The organism is Actinopolyspora biskrensis, assembly GCF_013408175.1.
GTDB lineage: Bacteria > Actinomycetota > Actinomycetes > Mycobacteriales > Pseudonocardiaceae > Actinopolyspora > Actinopolyspora biskrensis.
Genome location: NZ_JACBYW010000001.1, coordinates 69,298 through 88,098, shown reverse-complemented (window position 1 = coordinate 88,098; position 18,801 = coordinate 69,298). Strand labels below are relative to the sequence as shown.

The 18,801-nt window shown below is 69.9% G+C and carries 14 protein-coding genes; 8 read left to right on the top strand and 6 right to left on the bottom strand.

Going from position 1 to position 18,801, the window contains the following annotated elements; genetic code table 11:
* Window positions 1–360: 360 nt before the first annotated feature.
* From FHR84_RS00360 to FHR84_RS00345, 4 genes are all read left to right on the top strand, one after another.
* Window positions 361–1,089: an amino acid ABC transporter ATP-binding protein gene (locus FHR84_RS00360; RefSeq protein WP_179534340.1), complete on the top strand. Its 729-nt coding sequence runs from the start codon at window positions 361–363 to the stop codon at window positions 1,087–1,089.
* Window positions 1,090–1,146: 57 nt separating this feature from the next.
* Window positions 1,147–2,034, top strand: a complete 888-nt coding sequence (locus FHR84_RS00355) for a glutamate ABC transporter substrate-binding protein (protein ID WP_179533417.1) — start codon at window positions 1,147–1,149, stop codon at window positions 2,032–2,034.
* 205 nt (window positions 2,035–2,239) lie between these two features.
* A complete protein-coding gene (locus FHR84_RS00350) occupies window positions 2,240–2,890 on the top strand; it encodes an ABC transporter permease subunit (protein ID WP_179533416.1) in 651 nt (216 codons plus the stop codon).
* Window positions 2,887–3,756, top strand: coding sequence for an amino acid ABC transporter permease (locus FHR84_RS00345; RefSeq protein ID WP_179533415.1), 870 nt, complete (start codon window positions 2,887–2,889; stop codon window positions 3,754–3,756). The genes FHR84_RS00350 and FHR84_RS00345 overlap by 4 nt, the downstream gene beginning before the upstream one ends.
* Window positions 3,757–3,826: 70 nt before the next feature.
* Here FHR84_RS00345 and FHR84_RS00340 read toward each other — a convergent pair whose 3' ends face one another.
* A complete protein-coding gene (locus FHR84_RS00340) occupies window positions 3,827–4,483 on the bottom strand; it encodes a transporter substrate-binding domain-containing protein (RefSeq protein ID WP_179533414.1) in 657 nt (218 codons plus the stop codon).
* Between the two features lie 517 nt (window positions 4,484–5,000).
* Between FHR84_RS00340 and edd the strand changes: the two genes are divergently transcribed.
* Both edd and eda read left to right on the top strand, forming a co-directional pair.
* On the top strand, window positions 5,001–6,857 hold the full coding sequence (gene edd, locus FHR84_RS00335; RefSeq protein WP_179533413.1) for a phosphogluconate dehydratase: 1,857 nt from the start codon (window positions 5,001–5,003) through the stop codon (window positions 6,855–6,857).
* A gap of 32 nt (window positions 6,858–6,889) precedes the next feature.
* Window positions 6,890–7,513: a bifunctional 4-hydroxy-2-oxoglutarate aldolase/2-dehydro-3-deoxy-phosphogluconate aldolase gene (gene eda / locus FHR84_RS00330; protein WP_179533412.1), complete on the top strand. Its 624-nt coding sequence runs from the start codon at window positions 6,890–6,892 to the stop codon at window positions 7,511–7,513.
* Between the two features lie 203 nt (window positions 7,514–7,716).
* On the opposite strand, the gene FHR84_RS00325 is transcribed toward eda, so the two are convergent.
* The 4 genes from FHR84_RS00325 to recA form a co-directional block, all read right to left on the bottom strand.
* The gene (locus tag FHR84_RS00325) at window positions 7,717–8,766 is read right to left on the bottom strand and encodes an iron-siderophore ABC transporter substrate-binding protein (RefSeq protein ID WP_179533411.1); all 1,050 of its coding nucleotides are present in this window, start codon (window positions 8,764–8,766) and stop codon (window positions 7,717–7,719) included.
* Between the two features lie 175 nt (window positions 8,767–8,941).
* Window positions 8,942–9,622, bottom strand: a complete 681-nt coding sequence (locus FHR84_RS00320) for an HAD family hydrolase (RefSeq protein WP_179533410.1) — start codon at window positions 9,620–9,622, stop codon at window positions 8,942–8,944.
* Window positions 9,623–9,729: 107 nt separating this feature from the next.
* On the bottom strand, window positions 9,730–10,359 hold the full coding sequence (locus FHR84_RS00315) for a regulatory protein RecX (RefSeq protein WP_179533409.1): 630 nt from the start codon (window positions 10,357–10,359) through the stop codon (window positions 9,730–9,732).
* 8 nt (window positions 10,360–10,367) lie between these two features.
* The gene (recA, locus tag FHR84_RS00310) at window positions 10,368–12,539 is read right to left on the bottom strand and encodes an intein-containing recombinase RecA (protein WP_179533408.1); all 2,172 of its coding nucleotides are present in this window, start codon (window positions 12,537–12,539) and stop codon (window positions 10,368–10,370) included.
* A 275-nt stretch (window positions 12,540–12,814) separates the two neighbouring features.
* On the opposite strand from recA, the gene FHR84_RS00305 reads away from it, so the two are divergent.
* A complete protein-coding gene (locus FHR84_RS00305) occupies window positions 12,815–13,537 on the top strand; it encodes a DUF4383 domain-containing protein (RefSeq protein WP_179533407.1) in 723 nt (240 codons plus the stop codon).
* A 30-nt stretch (window positions 13,538–13,567) separates the two neighbouring features.
* On the opposite strand, the gene FHR84_RS00300 is transcribed toward FHR84_RS00305, so the two are convergent.
* On the bottom strand, window positions 13,568–13,762 hold the full coding sequence (locus tag FHR84_RS00300) for a DUF3046 domain-containing protein (RefSeq protein WP_179533406.1): 195 nt from the start codon (window positions 13,760–13,762) through the stop codon (window positions 13,568–13,570).
* 322 nt (window positions 13,763–14,084) lie between these two features.
* On the opposite strand from FHR84_RS00300, the gene FHR84_RS00295 reads away from it, so the two are divergent.
* Window positions 14,085–18,725: an ATP-dependent helicase gene (locus FHR84_RS00295; protein WP_179533405.1), complete on the top strand. Its 4,641-nt coding sequence runs from the start codon at window positions 14,085–14,087 to the stop codon at window positions 18,723–18,725.
* Window positions 18,726–18,801 lie beyond the last annotated feature (76 nt).

Genomic DNA, 18,801 nt, shown 5'->3' with positions numbered 1-18,801 from the left:
CGCCGCTCCGCCGGAGAGCGTCGCTGGTCACTGCCCCGGCCCCGCACGCGGAGGCGGCGGCCCGGCGCGGGAGCTCCGCTCACGATCCGGCCGGGGGTCCGCCCCGGCCGCCCCACGACGACCGACGCGGAAACCCTCCGCACCGGGAGTCGAGGACGGACCGTTCCACACCGCGCGTGACCGGACGATTCCCCCATGCGTTCGCGGAGCAGCCCCGCGGGCGAACGTAATCGAGTTGCAATCTCCGTTGACCGATCAGTGCTGGACTCACCGCCGTGCGCGGCTTAGGTTGCCGTCATCGTGTTCGCCGCTTCCGACCGGTCTGGAGATCGAATGACCGAAGCTTCCACGGATACACCGATGATCCGGGTGTCCGCGGTCGACAAGTACTTCGGCTCGCTGCACGTCCTCTCCGACATCGACCTGGAGATCCCGCGTGGACAGGTCGTGGTGGTTCTCGGCCCGTCCGGATCGGGCAAGTCCACCCTCTGCCGCGTGCTCAACAGGCTCGAGGTGGTGAGCTCGGGATCGATCCTCGTGGACGGTGTCCCGCTCCCGGAGGAGGGCCGGGCGCTCGCCGAGCTGCGCGCCGACGTCGGAATGGTGTTCCAGCAGTTCAACCTGTTCGCCCACAAGAGCATCATCGACAACGTCACGCTCGGCCCCGTCAAGGTCCGCAAACTGGGCAAGGACGAGGCGCGCGAAGAGGGAATGCGCCTGCTGCGTCGCGTGGGAATAGCGGACCAGGCCGAGAAGTACCCGGCACAGCTGTCCGGTGGTCAGCAGCAGCGCGCCGCGATCGCGCGAGCGCTGGCCATGCGCCCCAAGGTGATGCTCTTCGACGAACCCACCTCGGCACTGGACCCCGAGATGGTCAGCGAGGTCCTCGAGGTCATGGCCGACCTGGCCGAGGAGGGCATGACCATGCTGGTCGTCAGCCACGAGATGGGCTTCGCGCGGCGCGCTGCCCACCGGGTGCTGTTCATGGCCGACGGAGAGGTCGTCGAGGACACCACTCCCCGGCGGTTCTTCGAGGAACCGGAATCGGACCGCGCCAAGGACTTCCTCGGCAAGATCCTCACCCACTGACACCGAAAACCCCACGGACGCCGGCCGCCACAGCGGCCAACACTGGAAGGGACTCCCATGCGCAAAGGCAAGCTGACCGCTGCCGCCGTGGCGGCCTCGACGACCCTGCTGCTCGGTGCCTGCGGAGGCGGATCGAGTTCCGGGGGTTTCTCGGCTCCCGTCGCGGAGGACCCCTCGTTCGAGCAGGGCACGACCATGGCCCACTACGCCGAGCAAGGCGAGATCACCATCGGGACGAAGAAGGACCAGCCGCTGTTCGGCCTGCAGGGCCTGAACGGTGAGATGCAGGGCTTCGACGTCGCCATCGGCGAGATCATCGCGGGCCAGCTCGGCATACCCGCGGACAAGATCGTCTGGCAGGAGACCCCGAGCAAGAACCGCGAGAAGTACATTCAGGACGGCACGGTCGACATGGTCGTGGCGACCTACACGATCAACGACAAGCGCGCCGAGCGCGTGAGTTTCGCCGGTCCGTACTACGAGGCCGGTCAGGACCTGATGGTGCGCCAGGACAACGACTCGATCACGGGCGCGGAGTCGCTGCGGGACAGTGACGCCAAGGTCTGCTCGGCACACGGTTCCACCCCCTCCGAGCGGATCCGCGAGTACGTCGACGAGTCCAGGCTGGTGCTGTTCGACTCCTACTCCAAGTGCGCCGACGCGCTGAGCAACGGCCAGGTCCAGGCCGTCACCACCGACGACGCGATCCTGATGGGACTGGTCAGCGAACGCGAGGAGGACCAGTTCAAGGTGGTCGGCAACACCTTCAGCGAGGAGCCCTACGGCGTGGGCATCCCCAAGGGCGACGCGGACTTCTGCGAGTTCGTCAACGAGAGCCTGCGCACCGCCGCGGAGAACGGCAGCTACGCGGAGGCGTGGAACACCACCGCGGGGCAGGTCTCCGAGAGAACCCCGGAACTGCCCGAACTCCGGTCCTGTAGCTGATCCGTCTTTCCGCTGAACGGAGCCTGTTCACGCCACCGGTTCGCGCCCGGTGAGGGGCGGTCCGGGGCGTGCGAGTCGCGCACCACGCCTTCCGGGACTCGCCGGGTGCCCGGCCCGCTCCCGGCCCGGCGAGCCGACCGCGGAACAGGTTCCGCAGAGGGGCATCGGCGACTCCGGTGCCCCTTTCTGTTGGCTGGAGTGAACCGTGCAAGTCCTCACAGAGAACTACCAACTCTACCTGAACGGTATCTGGACCACGCTGCAGATCTGCTTCTACGCGGGGCTGCTGACCCTGCTCGTGGGCACGGCCGTAGCGGGATGCCGCGTCTCGCCGCTGGCTCCGCTGCGCGCCTTCGGCACCGCCTGGGTGACGGTGTTCCGCAACTGCCCGCTGGTGGTGGTGCTGTTCTTCATGGCGTTCGCGATCCCCACGCTCGGGCTCAACGCCTCCTACTTCGTGTTCGGAACCATCGGCCTCGCGCTGTACACCTCGGCTTTCGTCTGCGAAGCGATCCGCAGCGGCATCAACTCCGTCTCACCGGGACAGGCCGAGGCCGCCCGCTCGATAGGGCTCGGTTTCACGCAGACCCTGCGTCTGGTGATCCTGCCGCAGGCAGTGCGCAGCATCGTCCCCCCGCTGGGCAGCGTGATGATCGCGATGATCAAGAACTCCGCCATCGCGGGGGCCTTCGGAGTCGGAGGGGACCTGTACGAGACCGGGACCCGGTTGTCCTCCGCACAGGGTGAGGCGATCGTGCCGGTGCTGCTGGGCGTGGCCCTCGGTTACCTGATCATCACCATCCCGGCGGGGCTGCTGCTGGGGTACGTGGAACGGAAGGTGGCGATCGCGCGATGACCGACTCGGTGCTGTACGAGGCCCCCGGGCCACGAGCCAGGCGCCGGGCGCGCTACGCGAGCGTCGTGACCGCGCTCGTGCTGCTCGCGGGGCTGACCTGGGCGCTGTACCGTTTCGCCGCGGAAGGCGAGTTCGCCTACGACAAGTGGGGGGCGCTGGTCGACCCCACGAACGAGAACTTCAGCGCGCTGTGGACGCTGCTGGGCGGAGGGCTCGTCAACACGCTGACGGCGGCGGGCTGGTCCATCCTGTTCTCACTGGTGATCGGCACTCTGCTCGCGCTGACCCGGATCACGGCCGCCGCGTGGTACCGCTGGGCGGTCGTCGGGGTGATCGAACTGCTGCGCGGTACGCCCGTGGTCGTGCTGATCTTCTTCTCCGCCCAGGCGCTGCCCGCGTTCGGGCTGGACATCTCCCTGATGTGGGCCCTCGTCGTCGGGTTGACCGCGTACAACTGCGTGATCATCGCCGAGATCGTGCGCGCCGGCATCGCCGCGCTCCCCAGTGGACAGAGCGAGGCCGCCTACGCGGTGGGGATGCGCAGACACCAGGTGATGTTCAGCGTGCTGCTGCCGCAGGCCTTCCGCGCGATGCTGCCCGCGCTGATAAGCCAGCTGGTCGTGGTGCTCAAGGACACCTCGCTGGGCTTCACCATCAGCTACCCGGAGTTCGTGCAGCGCGGGGAGATCGCCATCGAGAACCTCGGCAACCAGATCCAGGTCTACCTGGTGGTGGCCGTGGTGTTCATCCTGATCAATTACACGTTGAGCAGGGTCGCGGTCCGCACCGAGCGCGCGCTGAGCAGGGGCCGCAAGTCCTCCGCCACCGCACGGGAGCCCGAGAGCGCCGCGGCCACGGGAGACTGACCGGTGTTTCCCGCTCGGTTCGCGCGGGTGGCCACCTGGTGCGACCACCCGCGCGAACCGAGCGGGGCCCCTACTCCCCGGACAGTTCGGGGGGCCGTGCGCTCGGCCGTCGTTCCAGCAACGTCCGCTCCGCGGCGTGCTGCCAGCTTCCGTCCGCCACGGCCTCGCCCAGGACCTTCCGCAGCCGCGCGCGGAACTTCTCGTCCCCCGGCTCGACACCGACGAGACGCTCGGCGCGCCCACCGGCGGAGCCGGTGGTCACCACGTAGGGAGCCACCACGCGCACCCCGTCCGCTCCGCGTTCGACGCCGCCGAGCTGCACGTCCACGCTGCCGCGGGAAACCGCCCCGCTGCGCAGGCCCGGCGGAAGACGTCGAAAAGCGAGCTGCTCGCGTGGGTCCATCCCCAGTCCTTCGGCGAGGATCCGGGCGATCCGCACGTCGAAACCGCGGTACTGCCCCTCGGACCGGCGCACGAAGTCGGGGGCGTCCGTGGGGACGCCGACCAGCAGGGTTCCACGGCGCCGGATCTCGGCGACCGCGGGCGACTCTGGCAGTTCGTCACCGGCCGCCGCCCCGGGGCTTTCCACAGCGGACGAAATCGCCCCCGCTCCGCGCCCCGGGGGCGCGAGCTCGGCCGCCCCGCCGCCCCCGGCCCCACCACATCCGGACAGCACCGAGACGAGCACCGCACCCACCACCGTCACCGAGATCGCTCTACCCCACATACCCGCGATCCTCGTGGCCTTCGGGGCCCGTGTCCACTTACCTGACGTGACGTCAAGAGGTTTGCGCGGATTGGTTCGCGTGGGTGGTTGCGTGGCGGCGGCGACCGCGCAGGTGGGGAAAGCGGCCTCGAAGCTCGCCCGACGACCGACCCCGACCGAGCGAGCGCTCGGCCCGATCCGCGCGGGCGCTAAGGTAGGCTGAGTGCCATCTGGATCGGTTGTGATGCGTGTTCGACACGGGTTAGGGTCACACCGATCCGCACCAGTCGAGGCGCCAACGTCGTCGCCCACCCGTAGGAGCTCCTCCACGGAACCGGCTTTTCGGCCCGAATGCCCGGATCGGAGACGGTGACCCGTTCCGAGACCGGATCGATGCGTTGCCAAGCAGCGGGGCACGCGGCACGGCCGCTCGAGGCGCTCTCCCGGCACGGCAAGGTATCGAGCCGACCACCAGGGTCGTCCGGCCAGTCGTGAACGACCTCCAGCACACATCCCCGTACGCATCGGGAGGCGATGAATGTCCCAGGTCAGCTTGCACCCCGTGATCCGACGTGTCACCGAACGCATCGCCGAGCGCAGCGCCGACTCGCGCCGCGAGTACCTCGAACGGATCCGGGCCGCGAAACGCACCGAACCAGCCAGAGCCGACATGGCCTGCAGCAACCTCGCACACGGTTTCGCCGCGATCAACGGCACCGACCGCGAGTCAGTCAAGGGGCTCGTGCGCCCCGGCGTGGCCATCGTCTCCGCGTACAACGACATGCTCTCGGCGCACAAGCCGTACGCGGAGTTCCCCCAGTGGATCAAGGAAGCCGCACGCGGCGCGGGCGGGGTCGCCCAGTTCGCCGGCGGCGTCCCCGCCATGTGCGACGGCATCACCCAGGGACGCACGGGCATGGAGCTGTCCATGTTCTCCCGGGAGGTCATCGCCATGGCCACCGGCGTGGCCCTGTCCCACGAGATGTTCGACTCGGCGCTGCTGCTCGGCATCTGCGACAAGATCGTCCCCGGACTGCTGATGGGCGGGCTGTCCTTCGGCCACCTCCCGATCACACTGGTGCCGGCCGGGCCGATGCCCTCCGGGCTCCCGAACAGTGAGAAGAGCAGGATCCGGCAGTTGTTCGCCGAGGGGAAGGCCACCAGGGAGGAGCTCCTCGAGGCGGAGGCCGCCTCCTACCACTCCCCCGGGACCTGCACCTTCTACGGAACGGCCAACTCCAACCAGCTCGTCGTCGAGACGATGGGACTGCACCTGCCGGGAGCCACCTTCGTCCACCCCGGGACACCGCTGCGCAAGGCGCTGACCGAGGAGGCGGCGCGGCAGGCGGTGCGAGCCGCGAAGGACGAGAACGCACCCTCCATCGGAGAGATCGTCGACGAACGCGCCGTCGTCAACGGGGTGGTGGCACTGCTGGCCACCGGGGGCTCCACCAACCACACCATGCACCTGCCCGCCGTGGCCGCGGCAGCGGGAATCGAACTCACCTGGGACGACTTCGCGGAGCTCTCCGCGGTGGTGCCGCTGCTCGGCAGCGTCTACCCGAACGGCTCGGCCGACATCAACCACTTCACCGCGGCAGGCGGTGTGCAGACCCTGATCAGCGAACTGCTCGACGCGGGACTGCTCCACCCCGACGTGCGGACCGTGGCCGGGGAGGGGCTGGAACGCTACCGGCAACAGCCCTTCCTCGAGGACGGCGAACTGGTCTGGAGGGAAGGCCCGCGGGAGAGCCTGGACACGGACGTGTTGCGCAGCGTCTCCGCCCCCTTCGACAAGGAAGGGGGACTCCGGGTCCTGGACGGCAACCTCGGCCGTTCGGTGCTCAAGGTCTCGGCGGTCAAACCGGAGCACCGCTCCGTGACCGCGCAGGCCCGCGTGTTCGACACCCAGGAGGAGTTCAAGGCCGCCTTCCAGGCCGACGAACTGAACAAGGACGTGGTCGTGGTGGTGCGCAACCAGGGACCGCAGGCGAACGGGATGCCCGAGCTGCACGGCCTGAGCCCGAGCCTCGGAGTGCTTCAGGACCGGGGGCACCAGGTGGCCCTGGTGACCGACGGGCGCATGTCCGGCGCCTCGGGCAAGATCCCCTCCGCGATCCAGGTGACCCCGGAAGCCAGCGCGGGAGGCCCGTTGGCCAAGGTCCGCGACGGGGACGTGCTTCGCGTGGACGGTGAGCAGGGCACCCTCGAGGTGCTGGTTCCGGACGACGAACTGGGCTCCCGGGACCCCGCCGCCCCCGCGGCGGCCCAGCAGTTCGGCACCGGCCGGGAACTGTTCGCCAGCTTCCGGCAAGCTGTCGGACGGGCGGATCGGGGAGCGAGCGTCTTCCCGGCCCCCGAACGGCAGGCCTCCTCCGAAGAAGTCTCCGCCTGATCCCACGAGCAGCAACGGAACGGAAAGCACCGATGCCAGCCGCAACCGACATCCTCGACATCAGCCCGGTCGTCCCGGTGGTCGTGCTCGACGACACGACGCACGCGGTGCCCCTGGCGCAAGCGCTGCAACGCGGCGGAATACACACCATAGAAGTCACCCTGCGCACCCCGGTCGCGCTGGAAGCGATCGAACGGATCACCGGCGAGGTGGAGGGCGTCTCCGTCGGAGCCGGAACGATCACCGGACCGGGCCAGGCCAAGGAAGCGGCCCGGGCCGGGGCGAGTTACCTGGTGACCCCGGGAAGCACCGATCGTCTGCTGGACGAGGTAGCCGACACCGGGCTGCCCTCGCTGCCGGGGATCAGCACGGTCTCGGAGGCGCTGCGGCTCGCCGAACGCGGGCACCGTGCCCTGAAGTTCTTCCCGGCCGAACCCTCGGGCGGAGTCCCCTACCTCAAGGCGCTGGCCAGTCCGCTACCGGAGCTGTCCTTCTGCCCGACCGGCGGTATCACCCCCGACAACGCGGGGAACTACCTCGCGCTGCCGAACGTGGGCTGTGTCGGAGGGACCTGGCTCGCACCGCGGGACGCCCTGGTCAAGGGCGACTGGGGACACGTCGAGGCGCTGGCCCGCCAGGCGGTTTCACTGGGCTGACTCCCTCCGGGAACGCCCCCGCCGTGGACGGAAGCTCCGGCCGCTCGAACGCACCACATCACCGGAGTCCGGACAACGGGGTTCGTTCGGGAGTCCCGAGTTCGGTCTCCGCGACGCGGCAACGCCGGAAAACCCGGGTCCGTCCGGACGAACGGAAGCCCCGCCTCCGGACGGACGTGGGACCTTCCCACGGCTGCCCCGGATCACCGCACCGGTTCGACCTCGGTGCTCGGATCGCCGTCGACCGCCTTGGCCAGTCGCGGAACCAGCCCGTCGAGGGCGATGGGCAGACTCAGCGGGCTGGCGAACGAGACCGCGCCGTTGAGCTCGCTCTCCCGCGGCATCTTGATGTCCCGCCCCTGCTCGACCGTGTCGAGCCGCTGGTAGATCGCCTTGCGGGAGATGCTCTCCTCCGGGGAACCGTAGATACCGAGCAGCAGCGCATCGGATTCGAGCACCCCGAGCCGCTCCTTGCTGAGCTGAACCGGCTCCCGGTTGTCCCCGGAGAACAGGTTCTCCGCGGCCGAGGGCATCCGGAAACCGAGCGAGCGGAGCATCCGCGGGGCGGGACCTTCCGCGTACACCCACACCTGACCGCTGATCGAGGTCGCCAGCAGGCCGGTGGAGTCCGCGAACCCGGGGTGCTGCGACTTGGCCCGCTCGAAGCGGGACTCGATGTCGGTGACCATCCCTTCCGCCTGCTCCTTCTTGCCCAGGGCACGCCCGATGATCCGGGTCATGTCCTGCCAGGGGACGCTGAAGTTCGCGAACTCGGCGGGCTGGGCGACCGTGGCGGCTATCCTCGAGAGCTTCTTGTACTCCTGCTCGTTCAGCCCCGAGTTCACCCCGATGATCAGGTCCGGTTCCAGCGCGGCGATCCGTTCGAACTCGAGCTCCTCCCGCGCCAGCACCGTCGGGAGTTCGCGATCGCCGAGAGCATCGCGCGCCCACGGCCACAATGCTCCGTCCTTGCCGCCGAACCACTCCCGCGTTCCCACGGGAGCCGTGCCGAGTGCGAGAACGGTGTCCTGGTCGGTGAGTCCGACCGTGACCACACGCTTCGGCCGTGCGGGGATCTCGGTGGTGCCGTGCTTGTGCTCTATGCGCACGGGAAAGCCGTCCCCGGCCGAACCACCGCCGGAGCCACCGTCCCCGCCCGGAGCACAGGCGGCGAGCAGCAGCGCTCCCGCTCCACCGATCAGGCCTCTGCGACTGATTTCCGAACGCGACGGACCGGACGTGTTGCGCGACATTGGACACCTTCAATACCGGGAGCTGTGTTCAGGACTCCTTCCAGGAAGCGGCCGCAGCCACTTCGCGTCCGTGTGAGCCGCCCCGCCACACGGACCCCCTGCAAGGGATCCTTAGGTTAGGCTAAACAAAACCAAAGCCCGGGATCAATACGAGTCCGCGCTCCGAGGGCCCGAATCACATTGCCCGGGCCCCCGCGAGCCGCTCCACGACCTCCCCCAGTGAATCCACCACGGGATGACCGGTCGCCTCGAGCGCCTCCCGCGACATCACCCCGGTGGTGACCAGGACGCAGCCCGCGCCCGCCCACTCCGCCGCGGAGGCGTCGTCGGCCACGTCCCCGACCACCACCGTCTCGGAGGGGGCCACACCGAGCGAGTCCAGGTGCGCGACGAGATGTCCCGCCTTGGAGCCGCCCACCGCCGGATCACGCAAACCGTCGATGCGGCTGAACACCGAGCTCAGCCCGAAGTCCTCCACCAGCGGGACCAGCTCCTCGTGGAAGAACATGGAAAGCAGCGACTGGCTCCGGCCCGCGCTCCACCAGCCACGCAGCACCTCCGGCGCGTCGGCGGCCAGTTCACAGGTGTGCAGCAGCTCCCGGTACGCCTCGTGGTATATCCGGTCGATCCGCGCCCAGTCCCGCTGCGCGATCTCGCGGTCCAGCACCTTCTCGTAGGCGCGCCACAACGGTCTGCCGAAGACGGAGCGCCAGCGGGAGAGGTCCACGTGCGCGGCACCGAAAGCCGTGCACACCGCGTTCACCGCTGCGACAACGGCGTGGTTGTCGGCCAGCAGCGTCCCGTTCCAGTCCCAGACGATGTGGTGCCCGGTGGGCACGATGGTCGATTCGGTCACCGCAGAAGTCTATTGAAGTTCCCCCTCCGGTTCGCGCAGGTGGTCACTCGGCGGAACCTCTCGCGGCGGTTCCGCCGTCCAGTGCCGCCCACGCGGTGGTACGGAGCTCACGGATCCGGGTCCACGAACCCCTCGTCCTCGAGAGCCCCCTCCTCGTCGAGGGCTTCCAGCTCCTCCCGGACCACCCGGAAGGCCAGCGCCTCGCCGTAGCCCTTGCGGGCCAGCATGCCCATCAGGCGCCGCATCCGCACCTTCGGATCGGTCACCGCCGTACCGGCGAGTTTGCGCCGCACCAGCGCACGCGCGCGCGACACCTCGTCATCGGTGTCCAGAGTGTCCAGAGCGGCGGAGAGGGCGTCGTCGTCGACACCCTTCTCCCGCAACTCCTCCTCCAGGGCCCTCCGGCCGAGTCCGCGCTGCCGGTGGCGGCTGCGCACCCACTCCGCGGCGAAAGCCGCGTCGTCGACCAGACCGGCGTCCACGAACTTCCCGAGCACCGAGTGCGCCGTGCCGGAGTCCACCCCGGCCCTGCTCAGGGCACGCAGCAGCTCGACACGACTGCGTGCCCGGACCGCCAGCAGGCGGTACACCGTCTCGCGCGCGGTCTTCTCGGCATCGGCGGCCCCGGGGACCTCTGCGGCGGAGTCCGGCCCCTCCGAACCGTCCGCCTCCGCCGCGTGCGGATCGTCCGCGACACGACCGGCACCGGGGACTCCGCCCCCGCTCGTGGTGTCCATGACCTCGATCAGAACTCCACGGAAGCCGGTTCGCTCTGCTCGGCCGACGACTCGTCGGAACCGGAGGTCGAACCGATCCCCATCTTCTCCTTGATGCGCTTCTCGACCTCGTTGGCCACGTCCGGGTTGTCCCGCAGGAACTTGCGCGCGTTCTCCTTGCCCTGCCCGAGCTGGTCGCCCTCGTAGGTGTACCAGGCCCCGGACTTGCGGATGAAGCCGTGCTCCACCCCCATGTCGATCAGCGATCCCTCGCGGCTGATCCCGTGGCCGTAGATGATGTCGAACTCCGCCTGCTTGAACGGCGGGCTCACCTTGTTCTTGACCACCTTGACCCTGGTGCGGTTGCCCACCGCGTCCGAACCGTCCTTGAGGGTCTCGATCCTGCGCACGTCCAGCCGCACCGAGGCGTAGAACTTCAGCGCCTTGCCGCCCGTGGTGGTCTCGGGGGAGTTGTGCACCATCACGCCGTCCACGAAGTAGTTGTGGTTGCCCTCCACCTCGATGTCGAACCGGTGCATGCTCCGCGTCTCCGGCTTCACGTGGATATCGAGGATTCGCGACGGGACGAGCCGCGTCTCGGGTTCGCCGAAGACGGGAGCAACAGCACACCGTCCCCGGTAGTCCGGCAGCAACTTGTGCTCCATGCTCGAGGGCACGTAGGCAGCGATCAACTCGTGGAACCTGGCGGTGGCCGCGGTCGTGAAACGCAGCGTGGCCACCTCGCGCTCACCCTTGGAGCAGAGCGTGACGTCCAAGCCGTGCGTATCGCGCAGGTACTGCGCCATCCGCTCACGACTGCCCTCGCTGAGGACTTCGACGCAGATCTCTACCCGACCGCTACCACTGCGGGTCCGTTCCTGCGCCCCCTTGGAACGAAGGGTGAAGCAACCGTCGTCCATGTACCAGACGGCGAGCGCCAAGGGGGTCAGCGCCTTGAGGTAGTCCCAGGAAACAACCTTCTTGCCGTCGCCGAAGTACACGGATTCGTAGAGCTCGTGCAGTTCCGGAAGTGGTGCGAAGTCGGCGAACTCCGCCCCGTGCTCGTTCCGCGTACGGCTGTGCGAGAGGTTGCCGAGCAATTCGGTCTTCCACTCCAGGTACGCGGCCTGCTGCTGACCGTGTCCCATTCTGAAGCGCACGTCCTGCCTGTCGCGGCGGTTCGGTGACAGGTTTCCGTCCCCGAGCAACGAACCGAGCACCACGCTCCACTGCTGCTCGTTGAGGTAGTGCTTTTCCGTCGTCAACAGGCGGTCGCCGGTGGCCAGCTCCCCTGCCTGCCTCCAACCTCCCGGGGTGCGGACCAGGTGGTTGGGGGTGGCGGCGAACTGGGCCCGCCCGTTCTTTCCGGACCTGGCCACCGTGAACTGCAAGAATTCGTCGGCGACGCCGTTGTCGAACCAGTTGACGATTTTGCGGGGAACTATCGCGTCGGATTCGGGATCGTAGGACATCACTTCGACGTCCTGCTTCTGGTTGACGATCTCCCCGATTTTCTCCTGCGAACCGTCGGCGAGAGTCACCCGCGTGTCATAGTGCATACACCCGAACATGACCCCGACTTTTTCGCGGAGCTGGTTGATGAACATCGCGGTCGTCTGCGAGGTGTACAACGCCGAGGTCAGCTTGCGCAGCGCCTGGCTCATCAGCCGTGCCTGCAGGCCGACGTGGCTGTCGCCCATCTCGCCCTCGATCTCCGCCTTCGGCACCAGGGCCGCCACCGAGTCGATGGCGATCAGGTCCAGCGCGCCGGAGCGGATCAGCATGTCGGTGATCTCCAGCGCCTGCTCGCCGGTGTCGGGCTGGGAGACGAGCAGCGCGTCCGTGTCCACCCCGATGGCCTTGGCGTAATCCGGGTCCAACGCGTGCTCCGCGTCGATGAACGCGGCCGTGCCGCCCGCTTTCTGGGCGTTGGCCACCGCGTGCAGGGCCACCGAGGTCTTGCCGCTGCTCTCCGGACCGTAAACCTCGACGACGCGCCCTCTCGGCAGTCCGCCGATACCGAGCGCGACGTCCAGCGAGATCGATCCGGTCGGGATCGCCTCGACGGCCGGGCGGGTGTCCTCACCCAGCCGCATGACCGATCCCTTGCCGAACTGCTTGTCGATCTGCGCGATGGCGAGTTCGAGGGCCTTGCTCTTGTCGTTGTTCTTGTCGCCACCCTTTTCGGATGCTGCTGCCATCGGGGCCACCTCGGTCGGGTCGAAGGTCGTGGTGTCACGACCGACGCTACGGGGAAGGGCCGACAGTCCGGCCGCTGGTTCGCGGCTCCGTGGACAACCGGGCCCGCTGTGGATCCATTCTAACCGAACTAATGTTCGATAACGTGGCGACATGCGAGTCGTCACGACCGCGCAAGTCGCTGATCAGGTGCGATCTTTCCCTCGGTGGGGGGACACTCGACCCACGTAGGGGCCGGTCCGGCCCCCACGACCCCCGAGTACCGGGAGGTGCCCCGATGCGCATCGACCGTTACCTGACGCCGCACCACTGGCTGAGCAAGATCTACCGGGCGGGAGCGGCCGCCTTCGGAGGGGCGCTGATCGCCTTCGGGATACTCGGCTTCACCAACAACCTCGGTTTCCTCTCCACCAGCGGAACCACGATCCTCGGGCTCTCCACCAACGGTCTTCTCTCGCTGATCTCCGTGATCGTGGGGGCGGTGCTGATCCTCGCCGCCGCGCTCGGAGGCCCGCTGGCCTCGACGACGACCGCCGCGATCGGTGCGCTGTTCCTGCTGTCCGGGCTGGCCAACCTGGCCGTGCTCGAAACGGGGTGGAACCTGCTCGCCTTCGAGATGCAGAACGTCGTCTTCAGCCTCGTCGCCGGGCTGCTGCTGCTGTTCGTGGGCCTGTACGGGCGCATAAGCGGAGGACTGCCCGAGGACAACCCGTTCGTGCGCTACCGGCACAACGAGCCCCCGGAGGGGGAGGTCCCCGAACAGCGCACGATCGAGCAGCAGCGCTCCGCAGAGCTGGAACCGCTGGCCGAGGCCGAAGTGGCCCTGGGCGAGGGACACGCCTCCCCGGAGCAGGAGAGGATGGTGCGGGCCGAGGCCGCTCGGCTGGCCAGAGCCGAGCGGCAACGCGCCCATGAGCACTACGCGCACCTCCAGCAGGCGCTTCAGGACCGGGCTCGGGAGTCCGGGGGCGGAAGCGACCGGACCGGCAACGAGCGCTGAGCGCCGGGGCCGCGACGCCCCTCCGGGCTCTCAGCGCCTGCTCTTGGGCACCTCGAACGCCTCGCAGAGCACGGACCAGACCCGCTTGGGGTCCCAGCCGTCCTCCAGCGCCTCGTTTACCGTGCGCTCGCCCAGGGCGGCCAGCACGTGATCGCGGGCCAGGGTGTCGGCTCTGATCTCGCCGAGTTCCTCGACCATCCGCTGACGCAGAGCTGTGTAGCGCATTCCTCCCACCGTACGTGGCGGGCGTGCCCTCGCGGCCCGGTGGCCGCGTCACGTTGTCCGGCGGTTCCGCGGCGGGGCGGGAAACCCACGCGTTCGCGGCGGAACGGATAGGCTGGGGGCATGTTGCAGGCCGATCCGTCCGGGTTCTCGTCCTTCTGGGGGCAGTTGGCCGTCGCCCTGATGCTGCTCGTCGTCGTGATCCTGTTGTGGCGCAGGTTCCGCAACCAGCGGAACAGGTGAGCGCTCCTCCCGAGCGGGGCGCCGGCGTGCCGCCGGGGCGCGGGAAATCCACCGTGTCGGTGTTCGGGTCCAGGATGGGCACGTGACAGACGACCCGCTGGCACCGTTCTCCCACGCCACCCGTGACTGGTTCGGCACGGCCTTCGGGAGTCCGACCGAGGGGCAGCGCGCGGCTTGGGAAGCGATCTCCGCAGGCGAGCACACCCTCGTCGTGGCCCCGACCGGTTCGGGCAAGACGCTGGCCGCGTTCCTGTCCGCGTTGGACGGTTTGATCACGGCGGAGCGTCCCGCCGAACCGCGTGAGCGCTGCAGGGTGCTCTACGTGTCCCCGATGAAGGCCCTGGCCGTGGACGTGCGGCGCAATCTCCGCTCGCCGCTGGAGGGCATCGGTGCGGCCGCACGGCGGCTGGGGCAGCGACCACCGGACGTCGAGGTCGGTGTGCGCACCGGCGACACCCCGTCCTCGGAGCGCAGGGCGTTCACCAGGCGACCTCCCGACATCCTGGTCACCACTCCCGAGTCGCTGTTCCTGCTGCTGACCTCGGCGGCACGTGAGTCGTTGCGCGGGGTGGAGACGGTGATCGTGGACGAGGTGCACGCGGTCGCCGGGGACAAGCGCGGTGCTCATCTGGCCGTTTCCCTGGATCGGCTGGACGAGCTGCTCGAGCGGCCCGCGCAGCGGATCGGTCTCTCTGCGACGGTGCGCCCGGTCGAGGAGGTCAGCGGTTTCCTCGCGGGAGGACGTCCCACCAGGGTGGTTCGCCCCCCGGACCCGAAGCGGGTCGACGTTTCGGTGGAGGTCCCGCTGGAGGACATGACCGCGCCCGAGGTCACGGCGGAGGACGGCTCGGCACCGGACGGGAGCCGGAAGGCGGCGATCTGGCCCGCAGTGCGGGAACGCGTGCTCCGCTTGGTTCGCGAGCACCGCTCGACGATCGTGTTCACCAACTCGCGCAGGCTCGCGGAGCGGTTGACGGCCGGGCTCAACGAGCTCGCCGCCGAGCGGCCCGCCGAGTCCGCCGGGGACCGTGGCCCCGCGGAGACCGGGGTCGGGGAGCTGGCCCGGGAGCAGCGGTTCCCCGCCGAGGCCGTGGGCGGCTCGGGGGTCACCGCGGGTTCCGAGGTCACCGTCGCCCGCGCCCACCACGGTTCGATGTCCAAGCACCAGCGTCGGCTGGCCGAGGAGGAGCTCAAGTCCGGTGCGCTCCCCTGCGTGGTGGCGACGTCCTCGCTGGAGCTCGGCATCGACATGGGGACCGTGGATCTCGTCGTGCAGATCGAGGCCCCTCCCAGCGTGGCCTCGGGGATGCAGCGCGTCGGGCGCGGCGGGCATCACGTCGGCGCACCGTCCACCGGGGTGGTCTTCCCGAAGTTCCGCGGCGACCTGGTCGACTGCGCGGTGGTCTCGGAGCGCATGCGCGAAGGGCTGATCGAGTCGCTGTCCGTTCCGCGCGATCCCCTGGACGTTCTGGCGCAGCAGGTGGTGGCCGCCGTGGCGATGGATCCGCGGGAGGTCGGGGAGCTGGCCGCGCTGGTGCGGCGGTCCGCTCCGTTCGCGGAGCTGTCGGACTCCGCGCTGCGTTCGGTTCTGGACATGCTCTCCGGGCGCTACCCCAGTGAGGAGTTCGGGGAGCTGCGTCCGCGGATCGTGTGGGACAGGACGACCGGCGAGTTGCGGGCGCGTCCCGGTGCGCAGCGCTTGGCCGTCACCTCCGGCGGGACGATCCCGGACAGGGGGTTGTTCACCGTGGTCGCTCCCGACGGGGAGTCCGCCGGGGGGTCCGGGGGCACCCGCGTGGGGGAGCTGGACGAGGAGATGGTTCACGAGTCCCGGGTGGGGGACACTTTTCTGCTCGGGACCTCCGCTTGGCGGGTGGCCGACATAACCCACGACAGGGTGGTCGTGGAGCCGGCTCCCGGGCGACCGGCCAGAATGCCGTTCTGGAAGGGGGACTCCCCCGGCAGACCGCTGGAGCTCGGACGGGCGGTGGGCGCGTTCCTGCGTGAGCTCTCCTCCGCGGACGAGCGGGAGGCGGAGGACAGGGCACGGCGGGCCGGGCTGGACGAGTACGCGCGCAGGAACCTGCTGGCCTATGTCGCGGAGCAGCGTGCGGCGACCGGCCACGTTCCGGACGACCGCACGATCGTGGTCGAGCGGTTCCGGGACGAGCTCGGGGACTGGCGGGTGGTGGTGCACTCCCCGTTCGGTGCCGGGGTGAACGCTCCGTGGGCGCTGATCGTCGAGTCCCTCCTCGGCGAGCGCGGCGGGGTGGACGCGCAGGTGGTCTCGTCCGACGACGGGATGGTGCTGCGGCTTACCGACGCCGCGGACGAGTCCGGCGAGGACGTGGTGCCCGGTGTCGGGGATCTGGTCGCGGATCCGGGGGACGTCCGGAGGCTGGTCACCGGGTCGCTGACCGGTTCGGCGTTGTTCGCCTCCCGTTTCAGGGAGTGCGCGGCGCGGGCGTTGTTGCTCCCGCGTCGTGATCCGCGGCGCCGCTCCCCCTTGTGGCAGCAGCGGCGGCGCGCCGCCAGGCTGCTGGAGGTCGCCGCGCGCTACGAGGGGTTCCCGATCGTTCTGGAGACGATGCGGGAGTGCGTGCGCGACGTCTACGACGTCGCCGGGCTGGTCGATCTGATGTCCCGGATCGAACAGCGTCGGGTGCGGGTGGTGGAGGTGGCCACCTCCTCGCCTTCACCGTTCGCGCGGACGCTGCTGTTCGGCTACGCGGGGATGTTCCTGTACGAGGGGGACGCTCCGCTCGCCGAGCGCCGCTCGGCCGCGTTGACGCTGGACTCCACTCTCCTGGCCGAGCTGCTCGGTTCGGAGGCCCTGCGCGAGCTGCTCGTCCCGGAGGCCGTGGAGGAGGTGGAGTCGCGGCTGCAGCGGCTGGATCCGCGCCGTCGCGCCGGGGGTGTGGAGGACGCGGCGGACATGCTGCGCTTCCTGGGGGACCTGACGGAACGCGAGGCGGCCGACCGAGGGGTGGATCCCGCTTGGCTGCGGGAGCTGGAGGAGGAGCGCAGGGCGTTCCGGGCGCGCGTCGCGGGTGAGACCAGGTGGGTCGCCGTGGAGGACGCGGGGAAGGTGCGGGACGCGCTGGGGGTCGCGCTGCCGTCGTGGGTTCCCGAGGAGCTCGCGCGGCCGGTCGCGGACCCGCTGGCCGAGCTGGTCCTGCGGCACGCCCGCTGCCGCGGCCCTTTCGACGCCCCGAGCTTCGCCGAGCGGTTCGGGCTCGGGCCCGCGGTCGCGGCCGAGGTGCTCGACCGGCTGGCGGCCTCGGGGCACCTGGTGCGCGGTGAGCTGCGCCCGTTGGAGGCAGGGGGCGGGCGGGGCACCGAGTACTGCGATCCCGAGGTGCTCCGTGGGCTTCGGCGGGCCTCGTTGGCGCGGCTGCGTTCCGAGATCTCCCCGGTCGATCCCGCCGCGCTCGGTCGTTTCCTGCCCGCATGGCAGGGGGTGGGCTCCCTCGGCCGCGGTTCGGTGGAGGACGTGTTCGCCGTGGTGGAGCAGCTCGCCGGGGTTCCGCTGCCTTCCGGGGCCCTGGAATCGCTGATCCTTCCCGCGCGGGTCCCCGACTACGGGGCCGCCATGCTGGACGAGCTCACCTCGAACGGTGAGGTCGTCTGGGTCGGCGCCGGTTCGTCGAGCGCTTCCGAGGGGTGGGTGGTGCTGGCACCGGCCGAGTCGGCCGAGCTGGTGCTTCCCGAGCGCACCGCCGAGCACGCGGAGACCTCCGTGCACGAGGAGGTGCGTGCCGCGTTGCGCGGTGGGGCGCTCTTCTTCCGCCAGTTGACGGCCCGGGTTGGTGAGTCGTTCTCGGAGCGGGGCGAGTCCGCACCCGCCGACACCGTCGTGAGCTCGGCCGTGTGGGAGCTGGTGTGGTCCGGGGAGGTCACCAATGACACGCTGGCTCCGCTGCGCACGCTGATGTCCGGGGGCGCGCGGTCCGCCCGCCGGGGCAGCGCTCCGCGGGGGCGTCGCTCCGGGCTGCGCTCGGGGCGTCCCCGCGCTCCGGGGGTGGCGGGGCCGCCGAGCATGTCCGGCCGCTGGTCGTTGGCCCCGCTCCCCGCCGAGGACCTCACCCGGCGCTCCACCGCGCGAACCGAGGTGTTCCTGGACAGGCACGGGGTGCTCAGCAGGGGCTCCTTGGAGGCCGAGCGGCTCGTCGGCGGACCGTCCCGGGTGTACACGGTGCTGCGCGGGATGGAGGAGGCCGGAACCTGCAGGAGGGGCTACCTCGTGGAGGGGCTCGGGGCGGCGCAGTTCGCCGTTCCCGGGGCGGTGGACCGGTTGCGCGAGTTCGATCGCGCGGCTCCGGAAGCGGCGCACGGCTCCGGTGGTGGTTCCCGGGAGGTGGGGGTCGTGCTGGCCGCCGCCGATCCTGCCCAGCCGTACGGGGCGGCGTTGCGCTGGCCGGATCCGGTGGGTGAAACGCGGCATCGTCCAGGGCGCAGGGCCGGGGCCGTGGTGGTGCTCGTCTCCGGGTGTCCCGTGTTCTACGTGGAGCGCGGTGGCAGGTCGCTGCTGTCGTTCACCGAGGACGAGGGGATGCTGCGCGCGGCGGCGGAACGGCTGGCCGACTCGGTGCGCGCGGGCGGGACGGGACAGCTCTCCTTCCGCACCGCGGACGGGGCCGGCGCCGCGGGGACTCGACTGGCCGGGCTCCTGACCGAGTTCGGTTTCCGCCCCACTCCCCGGGGTTTGCGGTTGCGCGGATGATCCGGGACTTCGGGGCGCGGCGTTGCGTGACCCGGCCGTGGCACAGAGTCCGACCGGCGGGCGAGCACGACGGAGG